The organism is Nocardioides alkalitolerans DSM 16699 (genome assembly GCF_000426525.1).
Classification (GTDB): Bacteria; Actinomycetota; Actinomycetes; order Propionibacteriales; family Nocardioidaceae; genus Nocardioides; species Nocardioides alkalitolerans.
Window position 1 is genome coordinate 94,962 of record NZ_AUFN01000015.1, and the last position, 26,624, is coordinate 121,585.

General features: G+C 71.6%; 19 protein-coding genes and 1 tRNA gene. 5 read left to right on the top strand and 15 right to left on the bottom strand.

The window, feature by feature from the left end; translation table 11 throughout:
* The first annotated feature begins 50 nt into the window (after positions 1-50).
* Positions 51-1,319: a lipopolysaccharide biosynthesis protein gene (locus K329_RS27070; RefSeq protein WP_043643751.1), complete on the top strand. Its 1,269-nt coding sequence runs from the start codon at positions 51-53 to the stop codon at positions 1,317-1,319.
* Here K329_RS27070 and polA read toward each other — a convergent pair.
* Entirely contained in the window at positions 1,221-3,911 is a 2,691-nt protein-coding gene (gene polA / locus K329_RS0114925) for a DNA polymerase I (protein WP_043643801.1), read from the bottom strand. The two genes, K329_RS27070 and polA, sit on opposite strands and share 99 nt — an antisense overlap.
* Before the next feature lie 159 nt (positions 3,912-4,070).
* Here polA and K329_RS0114930 point away from each other — a divergent pair, with 159 nt between their 5' ends.
* Complete coding sequence (locus K329_RS0114930; protein ID WP_043643753.1) at positions 4,071-4,520, top strand: hotdog fold thioesterase; 450 nt, start codon at positions 4,071-4,073, stop codon at positions 4,518-4,520.
* Positions 4,521-4,550: 30 nt separating this feature from the next.
* Here the strand turns inward: K329_RS0114930 and K329_RS27075 are convergent, their stop codons facing one another.
* Positions 4,551-5,114, bottom strand: a complete 564-nt coding sequence (locus K329_RS27075; RefSeq protein WP_043643755.1) for a GNAT family N-acetyltransferase — start codon at positions 5,112-5,114, stop codon at positions 4,551-4,553.
* A gap of 217 nt (positions 5,115-5,331) precedes the next feature.
* On the opposite strand from K329_RS27075, the gene K329_RS0114940 reads away from it, so the two are divergent.
* Positions 5,332-6,090, top strand: coding sequence for a DUF554 domain-containing protein (locus tag K329_RS0114940; protein WP_028473678.1), 759 nt, complete (start codon positions 5,332-5,334; stop codon positions 6,088-6,090).
* Positions 6,091-6,300: 210 nt separating this feature from the next.
* Positions 6,301-7,650: an ABC transporter substrate-binding protein gene (locus K329_RS0114945; RefSeq protein ID WP_028473679.1), complete on the top strand. Its 1,350-nt coding sequence runs from the start codon at positions 6,301-6,303 to the stop codon at positions 7,648-7,650.
* A 935-nt stretch (positions 7,651-8,585) separates the two neighbouring features.
* Here the strand turns inward: K329_RS0114945 and K329_RS0114950 are convergent.
* The 5 genes from K329_RS0114950 to K329_RS0114970 all read right to left on the bottom strand — a co-directional run bounded on the left by K329_RS0114950 (position 8,586) and on the right by K329_RS0114970 (position 13,692).
* Entirely contained in the window at positions 8,586-9,353 is a 768-nt protein-coding gene (locus tag K329_RS0114950) for an ABC transporter ATP-binding protein (protein WP_028473680.1), read from the bottom strand.
* Positions 9,350-10,348 (bottom strand): ABC transporter ATP-binding protein, encoded by a 999-nt coding sequence (locus K329_RS0114955; protein WP_028473681.1) that lies wholly within the window; start codon positions 10,346-10,348, stop codon positions 9,350-9,352. Before K329_RS0114955 ends, K329_RS0114950 begins: the two co-directional genes overlap by 4 nt.
* The gene (locus K329_RS29675) at positions 10,341-11,573 is read right to left on the bottom strand and encodes a branched-chain amino acid ABC transporter permease (protein ID WP_052336942.1); all 1,233 of its coding nucleotides are present in this window, start codon (positions 11,571-11,573) and stop codon (positions 10,341-10,343) included. The genes K329_RS0114955 and K329_RS29675 overlap by 8 nt, the downstream gene beginning before the upstream one ends.
* 13 nt (positions 11,574-11,586) lie before the next feature.
* The gene (locus K329_RS0114965) at positions 11,587-12,780 is read right to left on the bottom strand and encodes a branched-chain amino acid ABC transporter permease (RefSeq protein ID WP_211225875.1); all 1,194 of its coding nucleotides are present in this window, start codon (positions 12,778-12,780) and stop codon (positions 11,587-11,589) included.
* 366 nt (positions 12,781-13,146) lie between these two features.
* Positions 13,147-13,692 carry an ANTAR domain-containing response regulator gene (locus K329_RS0114970; protein ID WP_157571760.1) on the bottom strand — a complete coding sequence of 182 codons (546 nt, stop codon included), beginning with the start codon at positions 13,690-13,692 and terminating at the stop codon, positions 13,147-13,149.
* Between the two features lie 149 nt (positions 13,693-13,841).
* Here K329_RS0114970 and K329_RS0114975 point away from each other — a divergent pair.
* A tRNA-Leu gene (locus K329_RS0114975) sits at positions 13,842-13,914 on the top strand.
* A gap of 125 nt (positions 13,915-14,039) precedes the next feature.
* On the opposite strand, the gene pyk is transcribed toward K329_RS0114975, so the two are convergent.
* From pyk to trpC, 8 genes are all read right to left on the bottom strand, one after another.
* Entirely contained in the window at positions 14,040-15,485 is a 1,446-nt protein-coding gene (gene pyk, locus K329_RS0114980) for a pyruvate kinase (RefSeq protein WP_028473684.1), read from the bottom strand.
* A 181-nt stretch (positions 15,486-15,666) separates the two neighbouring features.
* The gene (locus tag K329_RS0114985; protein WP_028473685.1) at positions 15,667-17,133 is read right to left on the bottom strand and encodes a glutamate synthase subunit beta; all 1,467 of its coding nucleotides are present in this window, start codon (positions 17,131-17,133) and stop codon (positions 15,667-15,669) included.
* The gene (gltB, locus tag K329_RS0114990) at positions 17,126-21,673 is read right to left on the bottom strand and encodes a glutamate synthase large subunit (RefSeq protein ID WP_028473686.1); all 4,548 of its coding nucleotides are present in this window, start codon (positions 21,671-21,673) and stop codon (positions 17,126-17,128) included. The genes K329_RS0114985 and gltB overlap by 8 nt, the downstream gene beginning before the upstream one ends.
* A 244-nt stretch (positions 21,674-21,917) precedes the next feature.
* Entirely contained in the window at positions 21,918-22,967 is a 1,050-nt protein-coding gene (lgt, locus tag K329_RS27085) for a prolipoprotein diacylglyceryl transferase (protein WP_052336958.1), read from the bottom strand.
* A gap of 18 nt (positions 22,968-22,985) precedes the next feature.
* On the bottom strand, positions 22,986-23,669 hold the full coding sequence (locus K329_RS0115000) for an SCO family protein (RefSeq protein ID WP_245596570.1): 684 nt from the start codon (positions 23,667-23,669) through the stop codon (positions 22,986-22,988).
* A complete protein-coding gene (gene trpA / locus K329_RS0115005; protein ID WP_028473688.1) occupies positions 23,662-24,474 on the bottom strand; it encodes a tryptophan synthase subunit alpha in 813 nt (270 codons plus the stop codon). Before trpA ends, K329_RS0115000 begins: the two co-directional genes overlap by 8 nt.
* Positions 24,471-25,805: a tryptophan synthase subunit beta gene (gene trpB, locus K329_RS27090; RefSeq protein WP_084541325.1), complete on the bottom strand. Its 1,335-nt coding sequence runs from the start codon at positions 25,803-25,805 to the stop codon at positions 24,471-24,473. Before trpB ends, trpA begins: the two co-directional genes overlap by 4 nt.
* Positions 25,802-26,623, bottom strand: a complete 822-nt coding sequence (gene trpC, locus K329_RS0115015; RefSeq protein ID WP_028473689.1) for an indole-3-glycerol phosphate synthase TrpC — start codon at positions 26,621-26,623, stop codon at positions 25,802-25,804. The genes trpB and trpC overlap by 4 nt, the downstream gene beginning before the upstream one ends.
* Between the last annotated feature and the right edge of the window lies 1 nt (position 26,624).

The window sequence follows — 26,624 nt, forward strand, 5'->3', positions numbered from 1 at the left end:
CGTGATCTAGGCTCCGCCGGGTGACGGGATCGAGGGGAACGCTACGGGAGATGCTCCGTGGCGGTGCGGGCGTGGCGGTCGCCATGGCCGTGATGAACGTGGGCACGTACGGCTTCACCCTCGTGGCGGCCCGCATGCTCGGCCCGCGGGAATACAGCGCCGTCGCGGCCCTCATGGGTCTCCTCATGATCGTCAACGTGCTCTCGCTCGGGCTGCAGGCCACGGGGGCGCGCCAGGTGGCGTCGGCCCCGGGCGACCGCGCCGAGATCGAGAACCGGATCCTCGTCACCGCCGACCGGGCCGCCTGGGTGCTGGGAGCGGTCTGCCTGCTGCTGAGCCCCCTGGTCACCCACCTGTTCTCGTTGGACTCCTGGTGGCCGGCCGCGCTCGTGGCGCTGACCGCCGTGCCGCTCACGAAGATGGGCGGCCAGGCCGGCATCTTCCAGGGCGAGAAGGAGTGGCGGCCGCTCGCCGGCATCTACCTCGCCATGGGCCTCGGCCGTCTCGCGTGCGGCGGGGTCGGCCTGCTGATCGCCCCCAACGCCACCGGCGCCATGGCCGGCGTGCTCGTCGGCGCGGTGCTGCCGATCATCGTCGGCGGGACGGCCCTGCGACGCCGGCGCGGCGAGAGCGCCGCGGCCCCCGAGGTGCGGTCGGTGCTGCGGGAGGTCTCGCACAACTCCCACGCGCTGCTGGCCTTCTTCGCCCTCACCAACGCCGACGTCGTGCTGGCCCGCATCCTGCTCGACGCTCACGACGCCGGGCTCTACGCCGGCGGGCTCATCCTCACCAAGGCCGTGCTCTTCCTGCCCCAGTTCGTCGTCGTCATCGTCTTCCCGTCGATGGCCGCCGACAACGGCGACGGCGGCTCGCAGCGGATGTACCTGCGCGGCCTCGCCCTGGTCGGCGGCATCGGGATCGTGGCGACCGCGGGGGCCTTCGTGCTCGACGACCTCGCCGTCGTCTTCGTCGGCGGTGCCGAGTACGCCGAGATCCGCTCCGAGGTCTGGGCCTTCGCGGTGCTCGGCACCGTGCTCGCCATGACCCAGGTGATGGTCTACGAGGTCGTCGCCCGCCAGCACCGCCGCGCCGTGTACGCCGTCTGGGCCGGGCTGGCGGTCATGCTCGCCGTGGCGCCCCTGCTGGCGAGCGAGACGGCGCTGCTCGCCACCGTGGTGGCGATCAACGCCGTCGTGCTCGTCGGGCTGGTGCTGTTCGCGTCAGTGAGCGGCCGCGTGCCAGCTGACGCCCGTGCCGACGGAGACGTCGAGCGGCACGGTGAGGTCGGCAGCGCCGGCCATCTGCGTCCGGACGAGTGACTCCAGCGCCTCCTCCTCGCCGGGCACGACCTCGAGCACCAGCTCGTCGTGCACCTGCAGCAGCAGCCGTGACGCCAGGCCCTCCTGCTCGAGGGCCTGCTGCACGTCGAGCATCGCGACCTTGATCAGGTCGGCGGCCGAGCCCTGGATGGGCGCGTTGAGCGCCATCCGCTCCGCCATCTCGCGACGCTGGCGGTTGTCGCTCGTGAGGTCGGGCAGGTAGCGGCGACGACCCAGGATCGTCTCGGTGAACCCGCTGCGCCGGGCCTCGTCGACGATGCCGCCGAGGTAGTCGCGCACCCCGCCGAACGTCTCGAAGTACTCGTCCATCAGCACCTGCGCCTCGCCGGGCTTGATGCGCAGCTGCTGGCCGAGCCCGTACGCCGACAGCCCGTAGGCCAGGCCGTAGTTCATCGCCTTGATCTTCGCCCGCTCCTCGACGCCGACCGCGTCGACGGGCACGTCGAAGACGCGCGCCGCGGTGATGGAGTGGAAGTCCTGGCCCGACCGGAACGCCTCCGTCAGGCCCTCGTCGAGCGACAGATGGGCCATGATGCGCATCTCGATCTGGCTGTAGTCGGCCGTCATCAGCGTGGCGTAGCCGTCGCCGACGACGAACGCCTCACGGATCCGCCGGCCCTCCTCGGTGCGCACCGGGATGTTCTGCAGGTTCGGGTCGGTGCTGGAGAGCCGGCCCGTCGCCGCGATCAGCTGGTTGAAGGTCGTGTGGATGCGCCCGTCGGGCTGCACCGTCTTCATCAATCCCTCGACGGTCTGGCGCAGCCGCGCCACGTCCCGGTGGCGCAGCAGGGCGGCCAGGAACGGGTGCTCCGTCTTCTCGAACAGCGTCTTCAGCGCGTCGGCGTCGGTCGTGTACCCGGTCTTCGTGCGCTTGGTCTTCGGCATGTCGAGCTCGTCGAACAGCACCACCTGCAGCTGCTTCGGCGAGCCGAGGTTGATCTCCTTGCCGATGGCGTCGAACGCCTCCTGGGCCGCGGTGCGCACCGAGTCGGCGAACTCCGACTCCAGCTCCTCGAGCTTCGGCACGTCGACGGCGACGCCCGTCTGCTCCATGAGCGTCAGCAGGCGCACGAGCGGCAGCTCGACGCCGGAGAGCAGCGCCGTACCCCCGTGCTCCTCGACCTCGACGTCGAGCGCCTCGGCCAGGTCGAGCACGGCCCGGGCGTGCAGCATCGCGGTCGTCGCGACACCGGAGTCCTCGTCGAACAGCAGGCCCTGGTCACCCGCCTCCTCGCCCGTGCTCAGCTCGCGCTTGAGGTAGCGCACCGTGAGGTCGGCCAGGTCGTAGGACCGCTGGTCGGGGCGCACGAGGTAGGCCGCGAGCGCGGTGTCGCTCGCGACGCCCTCGAGGCGCCAGCCCTGGGCGGCGATCGCCAGCGCCGGGCCCTTCGCGTCGTGGAGCACCTTCGGACGGGTCGCGTCGGCGAGCCAGTCGGCCAGCGCGACGTCGTCGGCCTGGCTCATCGTCTCGACGTCGACGTACGCCGCCCGGCCGTCGGCCACCGCGAGGCCGAGACCGTCGACGCGGCCCGTGCCGGCGCCCCAGCTGCCGCGCACGTGGACCCCCACCCGCTCGGTGCCGAGCGTGCCGATCCAGTCGGCGACGGCGTCGGCGGCCAGCTGCGCCCCGTCGAGGTCGAAGCCGCCCTCCGTGATCTCCTCCTCCGACTCCAGCGTCTCGAAGAGCCGCTCGCGCAGCACCCGGAACTCGAGGCCGTCGAAGAGCGTGTGCACCTCCTGGCGGTCCCACGGCTGGCGCAGCAGCTCGGTCGGCCGGGCCGGGAGGGAGAGGTCGGTGACGAGCCGGTTGAGGTGGCGGTTGCGGATCACGTCACCGAGGTGGGCACGCAGGTTCTCGCCCGCCTTGCCCTTGATCTGGTCGGCGCGCGCGATCACGTTGTCGAGCCCGTCGTACGTCGTGATCCACTTCGCGGCCGTCTTCGGGCCCACGCCCGGCACGCCGGGGAGGTTGTCGGAGTCCTCGCCCACGAGCGCGGCGAGCTCGGGGTAGCGGTGGGGCGGCAGCCCGTAGCGCTCCTCCACCGCGGCCGGGGTCATGCGGGCCAGCTCGCTGACGCCGCGCATGGGGTAGAGCACCGTGGTCGTGTCGTTGACCAGCTGGAGCGAGTCGCGGTCGCCCGTGAGGATCAGGACCTCGAACCCGTCGGCCACGGCCTGCGTGGCGAGGGTCGCGATGATGTCGTCGGCCTCGAAGCCGTCGGAGTCCATGTGCCGGATGCGCAGCGCGTCCAGGACCTCCTTGATCAGCGGCAGCTGGCTCGAGAACTCGCCCGGGGTCTTGGCGCGCTTCGCCTTGTACTCCGAGTACTCCTCCAGCCGGAACGTCTGCCGCGACTTGTCGAACGCCACCGCGAGGTGGGTGGGCGTCTCGTCGCGCAGCACGTTGATGAGCATCGAGGTGAAGCCGTAGACCGCGTTGGTGAACTGCCCCGTCGTCGTGGAGAAGTTCTCGACCGGCAGCGCGAAGAACGCGCGGTAGGCCAGCGAGTGGCCGTCGAGCAGCAGGAGCCGGGGGCGCTCCCCCTCCGGCGCGGCGGGCTCGACGGGCAGGCCGTCGGGGTCGACCTCGGGGCTGGCGTCGGGGCTGGCGGCGGGGGTGGAGTCGGGCACCACGCGACTCTATCGCCGGGCACCGACGGTCCACCCGTTCGCCCGCCGCGCGACGACCCCCGCGCCGCACGGACGCCTCGGCGACGCACAATGACACCCATGAGCGACTCCGCAGACGCCCCGGCCACGCCGTCCCTCGAGGACTTCATCGCGGCGATGCCGCAGGGCATGGGTGCCCTCAACGACAAGATGGGCATCGAGCTCGTCGAGGTCGGACCGGACCGCCTCGTCGCGACGATGCCGGTCGAGGGCAACACCCAGCCCTACGGTCTCCTCCACGGCGGCGCGTCGGTGGTGCTGGCCGAGAGCCTGGGGTCAATGGGCTCGGCACTGCACGCCTACCCGGACCGCGCACCCGTCGGCGTCGACATCAACGCCACCCACCACCGGGCGGCCACCTCGGGCGTCGTGACCGGGACGGCGACGCCCCTGCACCTGGGCCGCACCATGGCGTCGTTCGAGGTCGTCGTCACCGACGAGCGCGACCGCCGCATCTGCACGGCGCGCATCACCTGCGCGCTGATCCCGACCGACCGCGTCCCGCGCTGACGAGGGGACCCGGCCCGGACGGGCGCCGGGTCAGCCGACGCGCGGGCTCGTGCGCCGCATGGAGCGGCGGGCCGCGAGCACGTGCGTGAGCTGCTGGCGGCCCTGGGCACGCGCCATCGTCGGTCGCATGGCGGTGATCCGGGCGCGCACGGCCGACGTCGGGGCGATGCGCAGCGACGCCCGCGTGGCCAGGCCGAGGCGGGCCATGAAGCGGTTCGCGTCGCGCGACGTGCTGAGGGAGGCCGTCGACACCTGCGGCACGTCGTGCTCCTCGGCGAAGGCCACGCCGGCCTCGACGAGGGCCCGCCCCACGCCGCGACGTCGGTGGTCGACGAGCACGGTCGGCGACACGATGTGCACGACCGGCGTCAGGTTGAGCGGGGAGACCGTGGCGACCTGGAGCAGCACGGCACCGGCGAACTCGCCGCCGTACTCGGCGACCACGATGCGCATCTCGAGGTCGCCCTGACCCTTGTCGATGAGGTGGACGACGTCGAGGTCGCAGTCCTCTGAGCGCAGCGAGTGCCGCCAGAGGTCGGCGAGGTCGGGGGCGTCCTCAGGGACGGCGTCGCGTAGAACGAGGGGGGACGCCATCACCGCACCACTGCCGTCATCGTGTGTGCCTTCCACTGCCCAGGGAGACGTCTGACCGAGCCGGTCAGGGCCGTGCATCTGCTCAACCGGCGACCGCCCCCACCCCGGGCGCCGCCGACCACCCTACGCTCGCTCCCGCCGGCTTCACAGCGGAGTCGGGCAAGCCGGTGGACGACCGGGGATCCACCCGGGCGCCGACCCGGAGAGGAGTGCGGAAGTGTTCACCGGAAGCGGCACCGTCGTCAACGTCGCGACCGTCCTGGTCGGCTCGGGCATCGGGGTGGCCCTCGGCCACCGGCTCCCCGAACGCGTACGACGGGTGGTCACCGACGGCCTCGGCCTCGTGACCCTCCTGGTGGCCGGGACGTCCGCCGTGGCCGTGCTCGACCCCTCCCTCGCCGCCGCCGTCGGGAGCGGCGTGCCCATGCTGGTCGTGCTCGGCGCCGTGCTGGTCGGAGGGATCGTCGGCGCGGCGCTCGACCTCGACGGCCGGCTGGTCGCGCTCGGGGGCTGGGTGCAGCGGCGCCTGAGCCGCGGCGGTGACCCGGCGGCGCCGACCGCGTCGTCCGAGCGCTTCGTCGCGGGGTTCGTCGCCGCGTCGCTCGTCTTCTGCACCGGACCCCTCACCGTGCTCGGGTCCCTCACCGACGGACTCGGGGGCGGCGCCGAGCAGCTGTACCTCAAGGCCACCCTCGACGGCTTCGCCGCGATCGCCTTCGCCGCCACCTTCGGCTGGGGCGTGGCGGCCAGCGCCCTGACGATCGTGGTGGTGCAGGGCGGGCTCACGGTCGTCGGGCTGCTGCTGGGCGACGTGCTGCCCGACGCCCACGTCGCCGCGCTCAGCGCGGTGGGCGGGGTGCTGCTCGTCGGGGTCGCGCTCCGGCTGCTCGACGTGAAGCAGGTGGCCGTCGCCTCCCTCCTGCCGGCGCTCGTGGTCGCCCCCGTGCTGGTGGAGGTGCTCGTGCGCGTGCGGTGAGCCACGTTGCTCAACTGCGGCACAAGCGCACCACAAGGACTCACCCGCGCAGGCGCGCGTTCGTCGCCCTCACGGCGCCGGATGGTCACGAAACGGCCACAAATCACCGTGTCTTCCCGAGTCGGCCCCGCAGGCGGTGCCAGGCGACTAGTTTCCCACCAGACGCCGCCGGCTCCCGCCGCGGCGATCCCGAGATTCAACGGAGGATTGATGAAGAGCAGGTCCACCACCTTCCGTCTGGCCGCGATCGCGACGGCCGGCGTGCTCGCGCTCAGCGCCTGTGGCGGCGGCGACGAGGCCGACGACGAGTCCTCGTCGTCCGACGGCTCCTCCAGCACCGCGGCGGAGACGTCCGAGGACTTCACGAACGACGTCTGCGAGGGTGGCACCACCAGCGCCGACACCTTCAAGGCCGGCGGCATCCTGCCGATCACCGGCAACCTGGCCTTCCTCGGCCCGCCGGAGATCGCGGGCGTCGGCCTCGCCGTCAACGACATCAACGCCGCGGGCGGCGTCGGCGGAGCCGACGCATGCCACCAGATCGAGGACTCCGGTGACGCCACCGACCTCTCGATCGCCCAGGCCTCCGCCGGCAACCTGGTCTCGTCCGACGTCTCGGTCGTCGTCGGTGCCGCCTCGTCCAGCGTCACGGAGGGCGTCGTCCAGACGTTCACCGACGCCGGCGTCGTGCAGATCTCCCCCGCCAACACGGCGGTCAGCCTCAGCGGCGTCTCGCCGTTCTACTTCCGCACCGCTCCCCCGGACACGATCCAGGGCAACGCGCTCGGCAACCTGATCGCGTCGGACGGCTACTCCCGCGTCGCCTTCATCACCTTCTCGGACACCTACGGCACCGGTCTGCGTGACGTCGTCCAGGAGACGATCGAGGCCAGCGGCGGCGAGTGCACCTACGGCTGCACGGGCGACGGCGACGAGTTCCCCCCCGGTGAGACCCAGCTCGGCACCACGGTCCAGGCCGCCGTCGACTCGAACCCGGACGCCATCGTCGTCCTCGCGTTCGACGAGACCAAGGCCATCGTCCCGGCGCTCGACGCGACGGGCTTCGACATGTCGAAGACCTACTACACCGACGGCAACACCGCGTCGTACGAGGAGGACTTCGAGCCCGGTGTCATGGAGGGTGCCCAGGGCACCATCCCCGGCGCCGACGCCTCGGAGGAGTTCAAGGCCCGCGCGTCCGGCTGGGCCGAGGTCGGCGGCGACGGTCCGCTGAGCGACTACTCGTACACGGCTGAGTCCTACGACGCCACCATCCTCGCCGCGCTCGCCGCGGTGAAGGGCGGCTCCACCGACCCGCAGACGATCCGCGACAACCTCGTCGCCGTCTCGGGTGGCACCGACGGTGAGGAGTGCACCACCTACGCCGACTGCGTCGAGCTCCTCGACGGCGGCTCGGAGATCTCCTACACCGGCCCGTCGGGCATCGGTCCTCTGAACGAGGACGGCGACCCGACGTCGGCGTTCATCGGGATCTACAGCTTCGACGAGAACAACGTGAACGTCTTCCAGAGCACCGTCGAGGGCGCGCTCGCGGAGTGACCATCCACACCTGCTCCACCTGATCCACCTGCTCCACCGCGAAGGCCCCGGACCTCCTGGTCCGGGGCCTTTCGCATGCCCGGGGGCCTCCGCGTGCCCGGGGGCCTCCGCGTGCCCGGGAGCACGGCCGGGGGTGCGGTAGTCCCTGACGTAGTGGTCGCCGGCTCGCCCGCCGGACGACCACTACGTCAGGGACTACTCGACCCGGTCGGGGCGGTGACCCAAGGTCGTGGCACCACCGGAGGTCATCCGCACCGAGCCCCCGGGGCCACCATCCGGATGACGTCCGCCCACCGCCCTGCACCGCCGCGATCGCCGTACCCCCGGCAGACACCGGAGGTCATCCGCACCGAACCCCCGGGGCCACCATCCGCATGACGTCCGCCCCCGGGGTCGGGTAGTCCGTGACGACCTGCCGGGCTCCCACGGCGTGTCGAGCGGCAGAACGTCACGGACCACCCGACGCGGCAGAGGCACCACCACCTCATGGACGACGTCGTACGACGGCCCGCCCACCGCCCTGCGCCGCCGCGATCGCCGTACCCCGGAGAACAGCGGACGTCATCCGCACCGAGCCCCCGGGGCCACCACCCGCATGACGTCCGCCCCCGGGGCCGGGTAGTCCGTGACGACCTGCCGGGCTCCCCCGGCGTGTCGAGCGGCAGAACGTCACGGACTACCCGACCCGGCAGAGGCACCACCCCGTGGACGACGTCGTACGACGGCCCGCCCACCGCCCTCGCCGCCGCGATCGCCGTACCCCGGAGAACGCCGAAAGCCGGACGTCATCCGCACCGAGCCCCCGGGGCCACCACCCGGATGACGTCCGCACCCGGGTCCCGTACGACGCCCCCTCGGCCCCGGGACGCAGAACGGCCCCGGGACCAGCTGGTCCCGGGGCCGTCCTACGACGGAGGTGCTCCGTCGGTGGTGCGTCAGTGCTTCTGGAGGTCCGACCGCTGCGAGTCGACGTCCTCGGCGAGCGTGCCGAGGTACAGCTCGATCACCTTCGGGTCGTTGGCCAGCTCGCGGCCCGTGCCCGTGTAGGCGTCGCGCCCCTGGTCGAGCACGTAGCCGCGGTCGCAGATCTGCAGGCAGCGGCGGGCGTTCTGCTCCACCATCACCACGCAGACACCGGTCTTGTTGATGCGGCGGGTGCGCAGGAAGGTCTCGTCCTGGCGCACCGGCGACAGACCGGCGGACGGCTCGTCGAGCAGCAGGACCGACGGCTCCATCATGAGCGCCCGGGCCATGGCGAGCGACTGGCGCTCACCACCCGACAGCGCGCCGGCGCTGCGGTCCTTGCGCTCGTGCAGGACCGGGAAGAGGTCCCACATCGCGCCGAGGCGCTCCTGCAGCTTCTTCGGCCGCAGGAAGAGCCCCATCCGCAGGTTCTCCTCGATGCTGAGCGAGGGGAACACGTTGTTCGTCTGCGGGACGAAGCCGACGCCCATCTGCACGAGCTTGTCGGCGCGGGCGTTCGTGATGTCCTTGTCGCCGAGCACGACCGTGCCGGAGTGGACCTTGACGAGGCCGAACATCGCCTTGAGCAGCGTCGACTTGCCGGCGCCGTTCGGGCCGATGATGCCGATCATCTCGCCGGGGTTCGCGACGAGGCTGCACCCGTTGAGGATGTTGACCCCGGGCAGGTAGCCGGCGACGACGTCCTTGACCTCGATGACGGGCTGGACTGCGGTGCTCACGACGTGCCCTCCTTCTTCGCGGACTCGGTCTGCTCTCGGTCGGCCTCCTCGGCGGCGACCTCCTCGGCGAGCTGGTCGGCGACCTCCTCGTTGAGGAGCGCGTCGTCACCGAGGTCGGTGTCGTGGTGCGCGCCGAGGTAGGCGTCGACGACGGCCGGGTTCGACATCACGGTGTCGGCCGGGCCCTCGGCCACCACGCTGCCCTCCGCCATCACCACGACCCAGTCGGAGATGTGGCGGACGACGTGCATGTCGTGCTCGACGAAGAGCACGGTGGTGCCCTCGTCGCGCAGCGACTGGATGTGGCCGAGCAGCGACTGGGTCAGCGCGGGGTTCACGCCGGCCATCGGCTCGTCGAGCATGATCATCTTCGGGTCGCTCATCAGGGCCCGGGCCATCTCGAGCAGCTTGCGCTGACCGCCGGAGAGGCTGCCCGCGTAGTCGTTGCGCTTCTCGAGCAGCTTGAAGCGCTCCAGCAGCGACTCCGCCTTCGCGATGATCTCCCGCTCCTTGGCGGCCCACAGCGGACGGAACGGCGCGATCAGCAGGTTCTCGCCGCGCTGGTCCTGGGAGCCGAGCAGCATGTTGTCCATGACCGTCATGCGGCTCAGGGCCTTGGTCAGCTGGAAGGTGCGCACCATGCCGGCCCGCGCCACGCTGGCCGCGGACGTCTTGTTGAGGCGGCGCCCGTCGAACGACCACGCCGCGCCGCCCTTGCCGGCGGACGACGGCTTGTCGAAGCCGGTGATGAGGTTGAAGAAGGTCGTCTTGCCGGCACCGTTCGGCCCGATCAGCGACGTGATGATGCCGCGCTGGACCTCGAGGTGGTCGACGTTGACCGCGGTCATGCCGCCGAAGGAGCGGACGATCGTGTCGACCTTGAGGATCGGGTCGGGCTTCGCCGAGCCGGGCTCCGACGACACTCCGGCCATGAGGGCCTTGCGCGCCGCCGGGTCGGCCAGGCCGCCCGGCTTCGTGGTCGTGGCCTCAGACATTGAATCTCAGCTCCCTCTTGTTCCCGAGGATCCCTTGTGGCCGGAATATCACGAGGAGCATCAGCACGACGCCGACCACGATGAACGAGAACTGGTCGGTCTGCGAGCTCGACATGATGCTGTCGGGGATGTAGGCGTCGGCCACCTCTCGGATGAGGATGCGGCCCGGGTAGAAGATCAGCGTCCCGAGCAGCGGGCCGAGGATCGTGGCCGCGCCGCCCAGCAGGAGCGCCGTGTAGATGAAGAACGTCATCGAGCGGCCCATGTTGTCGGGCTGCACCGTGCTCGGCAGCACGTAGACCATGCCGCCGATCGCGGCGAACGCGCCACCGATGATGAGCGCCTGCATCTTGAGGGCGAACACGTTCTTGCCGAGCGAGCGCACGGCGTCCTCGTCCTCACGGATGCCGCGCAGCAGGCGGCCCCAGGGGCTGCGGACCAGCAGCATGGCGACGAGGAGCGAGATGCCCACCATCGACCAGGCGACGAGCCGCACCCACCAGCCGTTGCTCTTCGTCTGGTCGAGCGTCAGCGGCAGGATGTAGAAGACCGCGATGACGGCGACGAAGATGAGGCCCGAGACCGCGAGGCCCGTGCGCAGGCGCTGGGCGAACGGCAGGTCGCTGCCGGGCTTGAGCTCCTTCTGGCGGTTGCGCTGGCCCTTGATCAGGAAGATGGCGCCGGCGACGGCCGCGACGAGCACGACGAGACCGAGGATCCGGCCTCCCGTCTCCCCCGCCCACATCGACGACGGCAGCCAGCTGTAGAGGCCCTCCGGCGGCAGGGTCCACCGCCCGTCCTCGGAGAGGAACGAGAGGTTGATGAACGGCTCCTGGTAGCGCGCACCGCGCAGGCCCTGCGAGCCGCCCGTGTACTCGCTCAGGTTCGAGAGGCGTCCGACGTACCGGATGATCTCCGCCGCCGAGATGGTGACGATCGCGAGGTAGTCGCCCCGCAGCTTGAGTGTCGGTGCTCCGAGCAGGACCGCGAACAGCACGGCGGCCAGCAGGCCGACGAGGATCGCGACCGGGAACGGCAGTCCCTGGTCGAGGGAGATGGCGAACCCGTAGGCGCCGAGGAGCATGAAGCCGGCCTGGCCCATGTTGAGGAGGCCGGTGAAACCGAAGTGGATGTTGAGTCCGATGACGGCGATGACGACGCCGGCCGTGGCCGGGTTGACCGCCGTGCGGAGCATCGCCTCGAGGATTCCGATGATGGTGTCCATGGTGGTTGTCCTCTCAGCCGATCCGCTCCGGGCGCCCGAGCAGGCCTTGCGGCCGGAACAGGAGCAGGACGATCAGGATCAGCAGGGCGACGGCGTACTTGAGGTCGCCGGGGGCGCCGAGCGGGCCCGACAGCTCGACGACCACGCCGATGATGAGCGAGCCGAGCATGGCGCCGAAGGCGGTCCCGAGACCGCCGAGCGTCACGGCCGCGAACAGGAGCAGCAGGATCTGCATGCCCGTGTCCCAGCGGATGCCGTTGCTGATGGTCAGCGCGTAGAGCACGCCCGCGAGACCGGCGAGCGCACCCGCGGAGGTCCACACGATGCGGATGATCTTGTCGACGTCGATGCCCGACGCCGAGGCGAGGGCCGGGTTGTCGGAGACGGCGCGCGTGGCCTGGCCGATGCGGGTCTTCACCAGCACCAGGCCGACGCCGATGATGAGCACCAGCGCGATCAGCATGGCGATGACGTCCATGTAGGACAGGCGCACCGGACCGACCGTGAAGCTGTCGAACGTGCGCACCACGACCTTCTGCGTGCTGGCGCCGACGAAGTACTGGAACGCGTACTGCGCGGCGAGCGCGAGGCCGATCGTCACGATCATCATCTGGGTCAGGCCCAGGCCCCGCCGTCGTAGCGGTTGCCAGAGCACCCTGTCCTGCGTGTAGCCCACGAGTCCGCAGATCACGGTCGTCAGCACGATGCCGAGCCAGAGGTTGAGCCCGCCGAGGTTGACGAGACCGTAGGCGACCATGCCGCCCAGGGTCACGAGCTCGGCGTGGGCGAAGTTGGAGAGGCCGGTCGTGCCGTAGATCAGCGACAGGCCGAGCGACGCCAGGGCGAGCAGCAGACCGAGGCGCAGGCCGTTGACGCCGGCCTGCAGCAGCTGGTCGGTCTTGCTCGTGCCGCTGGAGTCGTAGTCGACCGAGCGCACCGTCAGGGCGGGCACGTACTGGCGGCCGAGGGCGTCGACGTTCACCATGACGGTGCCGTCGGGGCCGGCGAACTGCGCCTCCGGCGGGATCTGCTCGAGGCCCTCGGGCAGGCCGTCGAGGCTCAGCAGGTACTCCCCGACCACGGGGGCCTCGAAGCTGAAGCGACCGTTGTCCCCGGTCGTCACGGTCTCCTCGGTGCCGTCCGGCCGCGTCAGGGTCACGTCGGCGTCGCCCACGGGCTCCGCGCGCGATCCGACGGTGCCGTTCACGCAGCTCAGCTCACCAGCGGTCGGCTGGCACAACGTCAGCGTGTTCGCTCCGGCGCTCGGTGTACCGAGCGCCATCAGGAACGCGACGAACGGGAGCACCAGGACCAGACGGGAGAGCTGTGTCGCTCTCGTCGTCCGCACCTCCGGCGGCTCCGTTGCTCGCGACTTCACAATCGTCCTCCGATCATGCCCTCGGGTCAGGGCAACCGGAAGCATAGGTCCGACCTTGCCGATCGATGGGTTATTCGCGTGGGTCAGTGCGAAGCGACACCAAAAGGTGACCTGCCACGACGGCCTCTCCGGCGTACGACGAGACCCGCGCCGAGCCGGGGCTCAAGCGCGGGTCAAGGAGGGGTCAAGCGGGACTCAGGACGCGTCGGTCCCGACGCCCGGACCGTGGGTGATGACGCCCTCGGCGACCTGGCGCATCGAGAGCCGCAGGTCCATCGCCGTCTTCTGGATCCAGCGGAACGCCTCGGGCTCGGTCAGGCCGAGGTCCTGCTGCAGCACGCCCTTGGCCCGGTCGACGAGCTTGCGGGTCTCGAGACGCTCGGTGAGGTCGGCGACCTCGCGCTCGACCGCCGACAGCTCCGCGAACCGGCTCACCGCCATCTCGATCGCGGGCACGAGGTCGGTCGCCGAGAACGGCTTGACGAGGTAGGCCATCGCGCCGGCGTCGCGGGCGCGCTCGACGAGCTCGCGCTGGGAGAAGGCGGTGAGGATCACGACGGGGGCGATGCGCTGGGCCGCGATGCGCTCGGCCGCGGCGATCCCGTCGAGCACGGGCATCTTCACGTCGAGGATCACCAGGTCGGGTCGCAGCTCCTCCGCGAGCTCGACCGCCCGCTGGCCGTCGCCGGCCTGGCCGACGACCTCGAAGCCCTCGTCGTCGAGCATCTCGGCGAGGTCCATCCGGATCAGCGCCTCGTCCTCGGCGATGACGACGCGACGGCGGGCACCCTGGGCTGGTTCGGTCACGGGACGAGGCTATCGCCCGCAGCGGCCCCCGGCTGCCGCGCCCGGTGTGATGCCCGCGATCCGGTACGGTGTCCGGCGGCCGGGCCCCGGTACTCCAACGGCAGAGAGAGTGGTCTCAAACACCATCCAGTGTGGGTTCGAATCCCACCCGGGGCACCCCGCCGTACGGCGCGCGGCACCGCGACCGACGGCTCCGCACGCACCACCGCCCGCCTCCGCGGGCCCGCGACCCGAGGGTCGGAGCCGCCGAGGCGGGCGGTGAGGTCGTGCGTCGGGCGTGCTCAGTCGCGGCGGTAGGCCGGCGCGACCTCCTTGATGGCGTCACCCATCTTGTGCACGCGCAGCGCGTTGGTCGAGCCCGGGATGCCCGGAGGGGCGCCGGCGATGATGACGACGAGGTCGCCCTCGGACACGCGCTCGAGGTAGAGCAGCGCCTCGTCGACCTGGCGCACCATCTCGTCGGTGTGCTCGACCTGGGCGGTCTTGAAGGTCTCGACGCCCCACGTCACCGCGAGCTGCGACCGGGTCGAGGCCAGGGGCGTGAACGCGAGGATGGGGATGGGGCCGCGGTAGCGCGAGAGCCGGCGCGCGGAGTCGCCGCTCTGGGTGAACGCGACCAGGTACTTGGCGCCCACCCGCTCGGCGACCTGGGCCGCCGCGAGGGCGATGATGCCGCCCTTGGTGTGGGGGTCCCAGTCGATGCTGCGGATGCTGGCCGCGGCGTGCCGGTCGGTGGCCTCGATGATGCGGGCCATCGTCTCGACGGCGGTGACGGCGTACTCCCCCACGCTCGTCTCGCCCGACAGCATGACCGCGTCGGCACCGTCGAGCACCGCGTTGGCGACGTCGGAGGCCTCGGCGCGGGTCGGGGCGGGGTTGCCGATCATCGACTCGAGCATCTGGGTCGCCACGATCACCGGCTTCGCGAAGCGGCGCGCGAGCTCGATGATGCGCTTCTGGTGGAACGGGACGTCCTCCAGCGGGCACTCCACGCCGAGGTCGCCGCGGGCCACCATGAACGCGTCGAACGCGTCGATGATCTCCTCGAGGTTCTCGATGGCCTGGGGCTTCTCGATCTTCGCGATGATCGGGACGGTGCGCCCCTCCTCCGCCATGATCGCGCGCACGTCCGCGGCGTCGGCGGCGGAGCGCACGAAGCTCAGCGCGATGAAGTCGACGCCGATCCGCAGCGCCCAGCGCAGGTCGGCGATGTCCTTCTCCGACAGCGCGGGCACCGACACGGCGACGCCCGGCAGGTTGATGCCCTTGTGGTTGGAGACCTTGCCCCCGATGAGGACCTCGGTCTCGACGTCGGTGTCGGTGACGTCGACGACGCGCAGGCGCACCTTGCCGTCGTCGATGAGGAGGGCGTCGCCCACCCCGACGTCACCGGGAAGGCCCTTGTAGGTGGTGCCGCAGATCGACGCGTCACCCTCCACGTCGCGGGTCGTGATCGTCCACCGCTGACCCCGGCGCAGCAGCACCGGCCCGTCGGCGAAGGTCTCGAGCCGGATCTTGGGCCCCTGCAGGTCCGCGAGGATGCCGACGCCGTGGCCGCTGGCGTCGGACGCCTGCCGCACGTGCTGGTAGGCGGTCTCGTGGTCCTCGTGGCTGCCGTGGCTCATGTTGAGCCGGGCGACGTCCATGCCGGCGTAGACCAGCTCCTGGATCCGGCGGGCACTGGCCGTTGCCGGCCCCAACGTACAAACGATCTTGGCTCTGCGCACGGGACGAGACTACGGGGTCCTCACCCACCGAGGTGAAGCGGGACTGGAACGTTCCAAAAGATTTCCTCAACGGTCACCGGGCAGCCCTGCACGCACGACCGGCGCGCCCCCAGGTGGGGACGCGCCGGTCGGTACGACGGTGCTGCCGGGTGCTACCGGTGCTGCCTGTCAGCGGTGGGACTCAGACGACGAGCGGGCGCTCGGTCGACTTGATCGGCACGGGCAGCGTGGTCGAGCCCGTGAGGTACTCGTCCACCGCGGCTGCGGCCGCCCGGCCCTCGGCGATCGCCCACACGATGAGCGACTGCCCGCGACCGGCGTCGCCGGCGGCGAACACGCCCTCCTGCGAGGTGCGGTAGGTCTCGTCGCGCTTGACGTTGTTGCGCTCGTCCAGCTCGAGCTCGAGCTGGTGGACGACCGAGTCGGTCTCCGGGCCCGTGAAGCCCATCGCGAAGAGCACGAGCTCGGCCGGGAGGTCGCGCTCGGTGCCCTCGACCTCGACGACCTTGCCACCCTCGAACGTCACGTCCACCAGGCGCAGCGCACGGACGTTGCCGTCCTCGTCGCCCAGGAACTCCTTGGTGGAGACGCCGTACACGCGGTCGCCGCCCTCCTCGTGGGCCGAGGAGACGCGGAACAGCATGGGGTACGTCGGCCAGGGCTGCGCCGCGGGACGCGCCTCGCCGGGCTGCGGCATGATCTCGAGCTGCGTGATGGACGCGGCGCCCTGGCGGATCGACGTACCGAGGCAGTCGGCCCCCGTGTCGCCGCCACCGATGATGACGACGTTCTTGCCGTCCGCCCGGATCTGGCCCTCCACGCTCTCGCCCACCGCGACGCGGTTGGCCTGCGGAAGGAAGTCCATCGCCTGGTGGATGCCGCCGAGCTCGCGCCCGGTGGCCGCCAGGTCGCGCGGGATGGTCGACCCGGTGGCGATGACCACGGCGTCGTACCGCGCCCGCAGCTGGTCGCCCGTGATGTCGGTGCCGACGTTCACGCCCGTGCGGAACACCGTGCCCTCGCGCCGCATCTGGTCGAGGCGGCGGTCGACGTGCTGCTTCTCCATCTTGAACTCGGGGATGCCGTAGCGCAGCAGGCCGCCGATGCGGTCGGAGCGCTCGTACACGGCGACCGTGTGGCCGGCGCGCGTCAGCTGCTGGGCCGCGGCGAGGCCCGCCGGGCCGGAGCCGATGACGGCGACGGTCTTGCCCGAGAGCCACTCCGGGGGCTGCGGCTTCACGAAGCCGGACTCCCAGGCGCGGTCGATGATCGAGACCTCGACGTTCTTGATGGTCACCGGGTCCTGGTTGATGCCCAGGACGCAGGCCGTCTCGCACGGCGCCGGGCAGAGCCGGCCCGTGAACTCCGGGAAGTTGTTGGTCGCGTGGAGCCGCTCGATCGCCGCCTCCCAGTCGTCGCGCCAGACCAGGTCGTTCCACTCGGGGATGATGTTGCCGAGCGGGCAGCCCTGGTGGCAGAACGGGATGCCGCAGTCCATGCAGCGCCCGGCCTGGGGCGTGATGATCGGGAGCAGCGCGCGGCCGATCCCGTTCGGGTAGACCTCGTTCCAGTCGTTCACGCGCTCCTCGACGGGGCGTCGGGACGCGACCTGGCGGCTCTCCTTGAGGAAGCCCTTCGGGTCAGCCATGCAGCACCTCCATGATCCGGGCGTCCGTCTGCTCCTGGTCGAGACCGTCGGCCGCCGCCTGGGCGCGGGCGTCCAGCACCCGCTTGTAGTCGCGAGGCATGACCTCGGTGAAGCGGGCCACCGAGGCCGGCCAGTCGGCGAGCAGCTGCTCGGCGACCTCGGACCCGGTCTCCTCGAAGAAGGCCCGCACGTGGTCGTGCAGCTCCTCGACGGCGTCGCCCTCGACGGGGCGGAGGTCGACGAGCTCGGCGTTGACGCGCCACGGCTTCAGGTCGAGCACCCAGGCGATGCCGCCCGACATGCCCGCCGCGAAGTTGCGGCCCGTCTTGCCGAGCACGATCACCCGACCGCCGGTCATGTACTCGCAGGCGTGGTCGCCCACGCCCTCGGTCACCACGACCGCACCGGAGTTGCGCACGCAGCACCGCTCCCCCACGCCGCCACGGATGTGGACGGTGCCGGAGGTCGCGCCGTACGCGATCGTGTTGCCCGCGATGATCTGCTCGTCGGAGCGGAACGTCGCCGCGCGGTCCGGGCGGATGACGACCCGGCCGCCCGAGAGGCCCTTGCCGACGTAGTCGTTGCCGTCGCCCTCGAGCCGCAGCGTGACGCCCTTCGGCAGGAACGCGCCGAAGGACTGGCCCGCGGAGCCCGTGAACGTGATGTCGATCGTGCCCTCGGGCAGGCCCTCGCCGCGGTAGCGCTTCGTCACCTCGTGGCCGAGCATCGTGCCGACCGTGCGGTTCACGTTGCGGATCTTGACCTGGGCCCGCACGGGCTCGCCGTTCTCGAGCGCCGGGCGCGCGATCTCGATGAGCTCGTTGTCGAGCGCCTTGTCGAGGCCGTGGTCCTGGGTGCCGACGCAGCGCAGCGCCTGGTCGGGGAAGGCCGACGTGTCGGGCACGTGGAGGATCGGCGTCAGGTCGAGGCCCGCCGCCTTCCAGTGGCCGACCGCACGCTCGACGTCGAGCGTGCCGACCTGGCCCACGGCCTCCTCGATGCTGCGGAAGCCCAGCTGCGCCAGGTACTCCCGCACCTCCTCGGCGATGTAGGTGAAGTAGTTGACGACGTACTCCGCCTTGCCGCTGAAGCGCTCGCGCAGGACCGGGTTCTGCGTCGCGACGCCCACGGGGCAGGTGTCGAGGTGGCAGACCCGCATCATGATGCAGCCCGAGACGACGAGCGGCGCGGTCGCGAAGCCGAACTCCTCGGCGCCCAGGAGGGCGGCGATGACGACGTCGCGGCCGGTCTTCAGCTGACCGTCGGTCTGGACGACGATGCGGTCGCGCAGGCCGTTGAGCAGCAGCGTCTGCTGCGCCTCGGCGAGCCCGAGCTCCCACGGACCGCCGGCGTGCTTGAGCGACGTCAGCGGCGACGCGCCCGTGCCGCCGTCGTGGCCGGAGATCAGCACGACGTCGGCGTGCGCCTTGGAGACGCCCGTCGCGACCGTGCCGACGCCGACCTCGGAGACCAGCTTCACGTGGATGCGGGCGCTCGGGTTGGCGTTCTTGAGGTCGTGGATCAGCTGCGCCAGGTCCTCGATCGAGTAGATGTCGTGGTGCGGCGGCGGCGAGATGAGGCCCACGCCCGGCGTCGAGTGCCGGGTCTTGGCCACCCACGGGTAGACCTTGTGGCCGGGCAGCTGACCGCCCTCGCCGGGCTTCGCGCCTTGCGCCATCTTGATCTGGATGTCGTCGGCGTTCGTCAGGTACTCGCTCGTGACGCCGAAGCGGCCGGAGGCCACCTGCTTGATCGAGCTGCGGCGCTCGGGGTCGTGGAGCCGCTCGGCGTCCTCGCCGCCCTCACCGGTGTTGGACTTGCCGCCCAGCCGGTTCATGGCGATCGCGAGGGTCTCGTGCGCCTCCTGCGAGATGGACCCGTAGGACATGGCGCCGGTGGAGAACCGCTTGACGATCTCCGAGACCGGCTCGACCTCGTCGACCGGGATCGGCTGGCGGCCGGTGGCCTCGCCGTCCTTGAACCGGAAGAGCCCGCGCAGCGTCATGAGGCGCTCGGACTGCTCGTCGACGCGGCTCGTGTACTGCTTGAAGACGTCGTAGCGACCGGCGCGTGTGGCGTGCTGGAGGCGGAAGACGGTCTCGGGGTCGAAGAGGTGCGGCTCGCCCTCGCGACGCCACTGGTACTCGCCGCCGATGGAGAGCTCGCGGTGCGACGGGGCGATGCCGGCCCGCGGGTACGCCGTGGCGTGGCGCCGCGCGACCTCCTCCGCGATGGTGTCGATCTCGATGCCGCCGAGCTTCGACGTCGTGCCCGTGAAGTAGCGGTCGACGACGGCCTGCGAGAGGCCGACGGCCTCGAAGATCTGCGCACCCGTGTACGACGCGACCGTCGACACACCGATCTTGCTCATGACCTTGAGGACGCCCTTGCCCAGCGACTTCACCAGGTTCTTGACGGCCTGCTCGGGCTCGGCCTTGACGTAGTAGCCCGCGCGGGCGAGGTCCTCGACGGACTCCATCGCCAGGTAGGGGTTGACCGCCGCGGCGCCGTACCCGACGAGGAGGGCCACGTGGTGGACCTCGCGGACGTCGCCGGCCTCGACGAGGAGGCCGACCTGGGTGCGGGTCTTCTCGCGCACGAGGTGGTGGTGCACCGCACCCGTCAGCAGCAGCGACGGGATGGGGGCGAGCTCGCGCGTGGAGTGGCGGTCCGAGAGCACGATGATGCGGGCACCCTCGGCGATGGACGCGCTGACCTCGGCGCAGATCTCGTCGATGCGCGCCGCCATGGCGTCGCCGCCGCCCTCGACGTCGTACAGGCCGCGCGCGACGTGCACGCCGAAGCCCGGCATGTCGCCGTCACGGTTGATGTGGCGGATCTTCGCCAGCTCGTCGTTGTCGACGACCGGGAAGGGCAGCACGACCTGGCGGCACGAGTCGGGGCCGGGCGAGAGCAGGTTGCCCTCCGGGCCGATCGACCCGTTGAGCGACGTGACCAGCTCCTCGCGGATCGCGTCGAGCGGCGGGTTCGTGACCTGCGCGAACAGCTGCGAGAAGTAGTCGAACAGCATCCGCGGCTTGTCGCTCAGCGCGGCGATGGGCGTGTCGGTGCCCATCGAGCCGATCGGCTCGGCGCCCGTGTTGGCCATGGGCGTCAGGAGGACGCGCAGCTCCTCCTCGGTGTAGCCGAAGATCTGCTGGCGGCGGGTGACCGAGGCGTGGGTGTGCACGATGTGCTCGCGCTCCGGCACGTCCGCGAGGTGCAGCAGGCCGCCGTCGAGCCACTCGCCGTACGGGTGCTCCGCGGCGAGGGCGGACTTGATCTCCTCGTCCTCGACGATGCGGTGCTCCGCGGTGTCGACGAGGAACATCTTGCCGGGCTGCAGACGGCCCTTGCGCACGATCGTGGCCGGGTCGATGTCGAGCACGCCGACCTCGGAGGCCAGCACGACGAGACCGTCGTCGGTGACCCAGAAGCGCGAGGGACGCAGACCGTTGCGGTCGAGCGTGGCGCCGATCTGGGTGCCGTCGGTGAAGACGACGCAGGCGGGGCCGTCCCAGGGCTCCATCATCGTGGAGTGGAACTCGTAGAACGCGCGGCGGGCGTCGTCCATCTCGCCGTGGTTCTCCCAGGCCTCCGGGATCATCATCAGCACGGAGTGCGGCAGCGAGCGGCCACCGAGGTGCAGCAGCTCGAGCACCTCGTCGAAGGACGCCGAGTCCGAGGCGCCGGGCGTGCAGATCGGGAAGATCCGGTCGAGGTCGCCGCTGATCGCGTCGGAGGCGAGCAGGGCCTCGCGGGCACGCATCCAGTTGCGGTTGCCCATGACCGTGTTGATCTCGCCGTTGTGCGCGATGAAGCGGAACGGGTGGGCCAGGGGCCAGCTCGGGAACGTGTTCGTCGAGAACCGCGAGTGCACGACGCCGATCGCCGAGGCCATGCGCTCGTCGACGAGGTCGGGGAAGAAGTGGTCGAGCTGGTCGGTCGTCAGCATTCCCTTGTAGACGAGCGTGCGGGACGACAGCGACGGGAAGTAGGCGTCCGTCTCGCGCTCGGCGCGCTTGCGCAGCACGAAGGCCAGGCGCTCGAGGTCGAGGCCGGCGACCGCGTCGGCGGTCGGGGCGACGAAGAGCTGGCTGAAGGTCGGCATGACGCCGAGCGCCATCGAGCCGAGGATCTCCGGGACGATCGGGACGTCGCGCCACCCGAGGACCGTGAGGCCCTCCTCGACGGCGACCTCCTCGATCTTCGTGCGCGTCTTGGCGACGTGCTCGTCGTCGCCGGGCAGGAAGCCCGTGCCCACGGCGTACGCACCGGCGGCCGGCAGGTCGAAGCCGGCCACCGCCCGGAGGAACGCGTCGGGCACCTGGAGCAGGATGCCGGCACCGTCGCCGGAGTTCGGCTCGGCGCCGGCAGCGCCGCGGTGGTCGAGGTTGCGCAGCGCCTGGAGCGCCTTCGCGACGATGTCGTGGCTGGCAACGCCGGACATCGTGGCCACGAAGGCGACGCCACACGCGTCGTGCTCGAACCGGGGGTCGTAAAGCCCTTGGGCCTCGGGGATCGCGTGCGAAGAGGGCACGGATGCGTCTCCCGTCGTCGGGGCCCGGCACACGCGCGGTGAGCCGGACGGGTGATGGAGCTGTGGTGGTCGCGGCGGCCGCACGAGTCGCGGGGATCGCTCCCTCGCGAGTCTGCGTGACCGACGGCCCATCGGGAAGGGACGACGTTGGCCCTGCAGGCGCTGAGGTTACCACTGGGAAAACTCGGACGCCGACCATTGCGTCCACGTGAACAGGTCGGCGATCCTGGCCTGCTGGCGACGCTCAGTCGCGCTCGCGGTCGACCTTCTCGTCGACGTCCACGACGCCCGCCCCGTCGTCCGCCGTGACGGCCGCGGCGCCGGACTTCTTCCCGCCCTCGTCGGTCCCGCGGGCGGTCCCCGCCGGGGTCTCGTCGGTGCTCGCGTCGGCGGCCTCCGCGTCCTTCTCGGCCTCGGCGCGGGCCAGCAGGGCCGGCGCGCCGTCGACGTACACCTGCTCCTCGCGGCCCCGGCCGCGGGTGACGACGAGGTAGACCGCCGCGGCCGCGAACAGCAGGATCGAGGTCCACACGTTGAAGCGCAGGCCGAGCACGTCGTTGAGCTGCACGTCGTCGATGCGCAGCATCTCGTTCCAGCCGCGGCCCGCGGTGTAGAAGGCGACGTAGAGCGCCAGCACGCGACCGTGGCCCAGCCGGAAGCGCCGGTCGAGGGCGATGATGATCGCGAACGCCGCGAGGTTCCAGAGGCACTCGTAGAGGAACGTCGGGTGGAAGGTCGAGAACTCCACGTAGCCGGCGGGGCGGAACTCGGGGTCGATCTCGAGGCCCCAGGGCTGGTCGGTGGGCTTGCCGAAGAGCTCCTGGTTGAACCAGTTGCCCCAGCGGCCCGCCGCCTGCGCGACGAGGATGCCCGGGGCGAGGGCGTCGGCCAGCGGGAGGAACTTCACGCCCTTGCGGCGGGCGCCGATCCACGCGCCGACCGCGCCGAGCGCGATCGCGCCCCAGATGCCGAGGCCGCCGTTCCACAGGTAGAGCGCCTCGATCGGTCGTCGGCCCTCACCGAAGTAGAGCTCCCAGTCGGTCGCCACGTGGTAGGCGCGGGCACCGACGAGGCCGAACGGGACCGCCCAGATCGCGATGTCCTGGACGTCGCCGTACGTGCCGCCGCGCGCCACCCAGCGGCGCTCACCGATCCAGACGGCGAGGATGACGCCGGCGATGATGCAGAGCGCGTAGCCCCGGATCGGCAGCGGGCCGATGTTCCAGACACCCTCCGAGGGGCTCGGGATCGACAACGGGATCAGGGCGGCGGAGCCGAGGAGGGCCGTGAGCATGACGCCCATCATGGACGGTCAGGAGGCGTCGCGGGAGAGCAGGGTGTCGAGGTCGGTCGCCAGCTCGTACGGCGAGGTGTCGCGCAGCCAGAGGATCGGCACCGTGTCGTCGGCGTCCATCCCGTTCACCTGGTCGCTGTGGGTGACGTCGTACCCGCCGCTCGCCAGCCGCTGGCCGTCCTCGAAGTAGACGGCGAAGCCGGCGGCGGCCTCCTGCAGCGTGGCGAGGTCGCCGGTGAGCCCCACGAAGGAGGGGTCGAACCGCTCCAGGTAGCTGCGCAGCGTCGCGACGTCGTCGCGGGCCGGGTCGGTGGTCACGAACAGCACCTGGACGCGGTCACGCTGGGCGTCGTCGAGCCGGGTGAGCGCGTTGGCCACGTTCGCCATCACCATCTGGCAGATGTCGGGACAGTTCGTGTAGCCGAAGAACACCAGCGTGAGGTCGGCGTCGGTGCTCTCCGTGAGCGAGAAGTCGGGCTCCCCCGGCTCGGTGCTGGTGAGCGTGACGTCGGGGACGACGTAGGGCTCCTCGTCGAGCACCTGGCCGTACATGGAGTCCGAGCTGATCTCGGAGTTCACCATCGGGTTCAGCGGTTCGGCCCGGCCGCCGCACGCGGTCAGGACGGCGCTCGCAGCGAGCGTCACCGCCAGCGCGCGGAGCGACCGACGGTGGCGGGCCACCGGGCGGGTCCGGTCAGCCACGGGGGGCCGCCACCCGCCGCACGCCGTCCGCGAGGTCGGCGGTGAGCGTGCGCAGGGCGGCGAGCCCCGCGGCGCGGTCGGTGCCCGCGTCGAGCAGAGCGCGGACGAAGGCCGAGCCGACGATCACGCCGTCGGCGTAGGCACCCACCTCGGCCGCCTGGTCGCCGTTGCTGACCCCGAGACCGACCCCGATCGGCAGGTCGGTCGTCGCCCGGACGCGGGCGACGAGCGGACCGGCGAGGTCGCTGGTGGTCGTGCGCGCGCCCGTGACGCCCATGACGGCGGTCGCGTAGACGAACCCGCGCGACGCCTGCGTCGTCAGCGCGACGCGCTCGTCGGTCGAGGAGGGCGCGACGAGGAAGATCTTGTCGAGGTCGTGGGCGTCGGCCGCGGCGATCCACTCGGCGCCGTAGTCGGGCGTGATGTCGGGGGTGATGAGGCCCGCTCCCCCGGCGTTCGCGAGGTCGGCGGCGAAGCGCTCCACGCCGTACCGCTCCACGGGGTTCCAGTAGGTCATGACGACGGTCGGCACGCCCGTGGCGGCGACCGCCTCCACGGTGCGGAGCACGTCGGACGTGCGGCACCCGTTCTCGAGCGCCTGCTGGGCGGCTGCCTGGATCGTCGGACCGTCCATGACGGGGTCGCTGTAGGGCATCCCCACCTCGATGACGTCGCAGCCGGCGTCGACCATGACGCGGAGCGCGTCGACGGCACCGGGGACGTCGGGGAAGCCGGCGGGCAGGTAGCCGACCAGCGCGGCGCGGCCCTCCTCGCGGGCCCGGGCGAAGGCGGGGGCGACGGTCACGAGCCCGCTCCCGCCGACGCGCCGAGCTGGCCGTCGCGGAGGCCGGGACCGTCCTCGAGACGCTCCTCGACGTGGTCCGCGACCTGCTCGACCGCCTCCGGGGTGCCACGGTCGGCGTCGCCGAGACCGAACCACTCGATGGCCGTGCCCATGTCCTTGTCACCGCGGCCCGAGAGGTTCACGAGCACGAGGGCGTCGGGACCCTTCGTGGCCGCGAGCTCGCGGGCCAGGTCGAGCGACCCGGCGACGGCGTGGGCCGACTCGATCGCGCAGATGATGCCCTCGGTGCGGGCCAGCAGGGCCATGGCGTCCATCGCGGCCGCGTCGGTGACGGGCGTGTAGGTCGCCCGTCCGCTGTGGGCCAGGTGGGCGTGCTGGGGACCCACGCCCGGGTAGTCGAGGCCCGCCGAGATGGAGTGCGACTCGACGGTCTGGCCGTCGTCGTCCTGCAGCAGGTAGGTGCGCGCGCCGTGCAGCACGCCGGCCTCGCCGGCCGTGATCGTCGCGGCATGGCGCCCGGTCTCGACCCCGTCGCCGCCGGGCTCGAACCCGTGGACGGCGACCTCGTCGTCCTCCAGGAACGCCTGGAAGAGCCCGATCGCGTTGGAGCCACCGCCGACGCAGGCCGTGATGGCGTCCGGCAGCCGGCCGTAGCGCTCGAGCACCTGGGCGCGGGCCTCGTCGCCGATGCCGCGGCAGAAGTCGCGCACCATGCTCGGGAACGGGTGGGGCCCCGCCGCGGTGCCGAAGAGGTACGCCGTGTGGTCGACGCTGGCGACCCAGTCGCGCATGGCCTCGTTGATGGCGTCCTTGAGCGTCGCGCTGCCGGACTCGACGGGCACGACGGTCGCGCCCAGCAGCTGCATGCGCGCCACGTTGAGCGCCTGGCGCCGGGTGTCGACCGCCCCCATGTAGACGGTGCAGTCGAGACCGAAGTACGCGGCCGCCGTCGCGCTGGCCACGCCGTGCTGGCCGGCGCCGGTCTCGGCGATGACGCGCTTCTTGCCCATGCGCTTGGTCAGCAGCGCCTGGCCGAGCACGTTGCGGATCTTGTGGGCGCCGGTGTGGTTCAGGTCCTCGCGCTTGAGCAGGATCTTGCAGCCCACCTGCTCGGAGAGCCGGGTGGCCTCGTAGAGGGGGCTGGGGAGGTTCGCGTAGTCGCGCAGGATCGCCTCGAACTCGCCCATGAAGGACGGGTCGGCGGTGGCCTCGTGCCACGCGACGGTCAGCTCGTCCAGCGCGGCGACGAGGGCCTCCGGCATGAACCGGCCGCCCCACTGGCCGCCCTCCCCGAAGTAGCCCAGGTCGTCGGCGTCGAAGCGTCCGTTCATCGTGCGGCTCCGGTCGTGGTGGTGGAGGGGGTGGGGGTGGTGCCGATCGCGCTCATCGCGCGGACGGCGCCCTCGGGGTCGCCGTCCTTGACGAGCGCCTCGCCGACGAGCACGGCGCGGGCGCCCTCGCCGACGTACCGCTCGACGTCGCCGACGCCGGTGATGCCCGACTCCGCGACGAGCACCCGGTCGGCGGGCACGAGCGGCGCGAGCCGGGAGAACGCGTCGGGGTCGACCGCGAGGGTCTTGAGGTTGCGGGCGTTGACGCCGACGAGCTCGGCGCCGAGCGCCACCGCCCGCTCCGTCTCGGCCTCGTCGTGCACCTCGACGAGCACCGTCAGGCCCAGCGCGCGGGCCTCGTCGTGCAGGCGGTGCAGGGTGGCGTCGTCGAGGGCGGCGACGATGAGGAGCACCAGGTCGGCGCCGGCCACCCGGGCCTCGACGAGCTGGTAGCTCTCGACCACGAAGTCCTTGCGCAGCAGCGGGGTGTCGACGGCCGCCCGGACGGCGACGAGGTCGGCCAGGGACCCGCCGAAACGACGCTCCTCCGTCAGCACGCTGATCGCGGCCGCGCCCCCCGCGGCGTACGACGCCGCGAGCACCGTCGGGTCGGGGATCTCCGCCAGGTCGCCCTTGCTGGGGCTGCGTCGCTTGACCTCGGAGATGACGCTCGCACCCGGGGCCCGGAAGGCCGGCATCGGGTCGCGGGCGGGCTCGATGTCACCGAGCCGGGCGGTCAGCTCGGTCAGGCCGAGCGCCGACTCACGCCGCGCCAGGTCGTCGCGGACGCCGACGATGATGTCGTCGAGGACGGACACG